Annotated in this window: 1 protein-coding gene; it reads left to right on the forward strand. The window is 65.2% G+C overall.

Annotated elements, in window-relative coordinates; genetic code table 11:
• A partial coding sequence (locus NA4_RS37770; protein WP_157129568.1) for a condensation domain-containing protein occupies positions 1–3,047 on the forward strand: 3,047 nt, incomplete at both ends.

Consider the following 3,047-nt stretch of genomic DNA (forward strand, 5'->3'; position numbering starts at 1 on the left):
CGGCACTACGCCCGGACGACCCGACGCACATCGGCACGCCGGTCCCATCCCTCTGCGTCCACGTGCTCGACGCGCGACTACGGATGGTGCCGCCCGGCGTAATCGGTGAACTGTATCTATCCGGACCCGCTCTCGCACAGGGATACCTCGGACGACCCGAGCTGACTGCGGACCGGTTCGTCGCCAATCCGTTCGGCGCGATACCCGGAAACCGGATGTATCGCACCGGTGACCTGGTGCGGCGCACCCCGGACGGGTTGCTCGAGTATCACGGGCGGGTGGATTTCCAGGTGAAGATCCGCGGCTTGCGGATCGAGCTGGACGAGATCGACAACGCGTTGACCGCCCATCCGGACGTCGACTACGCCGTCACACTCGGCGCGACGCTGCCCTCCGGCAGCAGAGCACTGGTGTCTTATGTGCTGCCACGCGCTGGATGCGGCGCGGACCGCGGCCGGGTCGTTCCGAACACGACGGAACTCACCGAATTCCTCGCGAGAGCCTTACCGGCATACATGATTCCGGCCGCGATCATGGTGCTCGACGAACTACCCCTCACACCGGTCGGAAAACTGGATCGAGCGGCTTTGCCCAAGCCGGTGCTCACCGCGCGGGAGTTCCGGGCGCCCGCCACGGCGAACGAGCGGTTGGTCGCGGACACCTTCGCCGCTGTGTTGTTGCCGCAGGGTGACGAAGAAGCCGGTCGGGTGGGCGCGGATGATGATTTCTTCGAGCTGGGTGGTAATTCGCTGCTGGCCACGCAGGTTGCCGGGCGGTTGGGTTCGGCGTTGGGGGTGCGGGTTCCGGTTGCGTTGGTGTTCGAGGCGTCGGTGGTGGCGCGGCTGGCTGAGCGGTTGGGGGAGTTGACCGGGGCGTCTGTGTCGGCGCCGCGTGCGATGCCGCGGCCGCAGCGGGTGCCGTTGTCGTATGCGCAGCAGCGGATGTGGTTTTTGAATCGGTTCGACCCGGCGAGCGCGAGCAATAATATTCCGCTGGCGGTGCGGTTGAGCGGTGCGTTGGACGTGGCTGCGCTGCGGGCGGCGATCGGGGATCTGGTGGCGCGGCACGAGATACTGCGCACCAGCTACCCGGAGCACGATGGTGTGGGTAGCCAACGGGTGCATACAGGTGCGGTGCCGGAGCTGCCGGTACTGGAGGTCACCGAAGCCGAGATCCCCGAGCACACGGCTGCGGCGATGATCGAGGGCTTCGATGTCACAGTGGCCCCGCCGATCCGGTTGCGTCTGCTGCGGGTGAGCGCCACCGAACACGTCTTGGTGTGCGTGGTCCACCACATCGCCGCGGACGGCTCCTCCATGCTCCCGTTGACCACGGATTTGATGACCGCCTATTCGGCGAGGGCGACCGGTGCAGCCCCGTCCTGGCAGCCGCTGCCGCTGCAGTACGCGGACTACACACTGTGGCAACGCGAAACCCTCGGCGACGAGAACGATCCGGACTCGATACTCGCCCGCCAAATCGGGTTCTGGCGCGACCGGCTGGCCGACCTGCCCGAAAAGCTGAACCTGCCCACGGACCGCCCGCGTCCGATGCTGTTCTCCGGTCGCGGCGCGACATACGAATTCAAGATCGACGCGACGGTGCACGCGGCGTTGAACCGGCTCGCGCAACGCCACGACGCCACCCTGTTCATGGTCGCGCACGCCGCGTACGCGGTCTTGTTGGCCCGTTTGTCGAACACCGGCGATGTCACCGTGGGTACGCCAGTGGCTGGTCGCGGGGACGCGGCAGTGAACGGCTTGATCGGCATGTTCGTCAACACCCTCGCCCTGCGCGCCGAGATCGACCCCGGCCGCAGTTTCGCCGAACTGCTCAATCAGGTGCGCGGCAGGGATATCGAGGCGTTCGGGCATGCCGAGGTGCCGTTCGAACGTTTGGTGGAGTTGCTGGATCCGGTGCGGTCGAGTGCGCATCATCCGTTGTTCCAGGTGATGCTGACCTTCCAGAATTTCACGCCCGCAACCCTGGAACTACCCGCGCTGAACGTGTCCGCGCTGGATTTCACGGTGCCGCTGACCAAGTTCGATCTCGAGCTGACCATGCTGCCCCGCGAGGACGAGCGGACACCGTTGGGGATTTCCGCGGCGTTCACCTACTCCACCGACCTGTTCGACGAGGCCACCATCACGGGCTTTGCACAACGGTTGTGCGGAATCCTCACGGCCGTGGCCGATTCGGCCGATCGCGCGGTGGGGGAGATCGACCTGCTGGACCCGGCCGAACGCACCGCGATCCTGGTCCACTGGAACGACACTCGGCACCCGGTTACTTCAGGTCTGGTGCTCGACGGGTACCGCAGTGCCGTAGCCGAGTATGGCGATGCCGTCGCGGTCGTGTTCGCTGATCAGTTGTTGACGTATCGCGAGTTGGATGAGCGGGTCAATCGGTTGGCGAGGGTGTTGATCGAGCGGGGGGTGGGTGCGGAATCGTTGGTGGGGTTGGCGGTTCGGCGTTCGCTGGATTTGGTGGTGGGGATGTATGCGATTCTGACTGCGGGTGGGGGGTATGTGCCGTTGGATCCTGATCACCCGGCGGAGCGGATCGGGCATGTGCTCGATACCGCGCAGCCGGTGTGTGTGCTGACCACGACGACTGATGCGGTCGCGGTCCCGTCGCATATCCCGGTGTTGTGTCTGGACACGCTCGATACCGGGGGTCGTTCGGGTGCGCCGGTCGGGGTCGGGGAGTTGTTGCGTCCGGTGCGCCCGGAGCATGTGGCGTATGTGATCTTCACGTCCGGGTCGACCGGGCGTCCGAAGGGTGTCGCGGTGTCGCATCGGGCGATCGTCAATCAGGTCGAGTGGATGCTGGGGGAGTATCCGATGGGTCCGGGGCAGGTGTATTTGCAGAAGACTGCGACGACTTTTGATGTGTCGTTGTGGGGGTATTTCATGCCGTTGCGGGTCGGGGCGAAATTGGTTGTTGCCGATCATGACGGGCATCGTGACCCGGCCTATTTGGCGGCGATGATCGCTGAGCATGGGGTGACGGTCACTGATTTCGTGCCGACGATGTTGAGTGAGTTC

This window comes from Nocardia amamiensis NBRC 102102 (assembly GCF_001612745.1).
In the GTDB taxonomy this organism is placed as follows: Bacteria; Actinomycetota; Actinomycetes; order Mycobacteriales; family Mycobacteriaceae; genus Nocardia; species Nocardia amamiensis.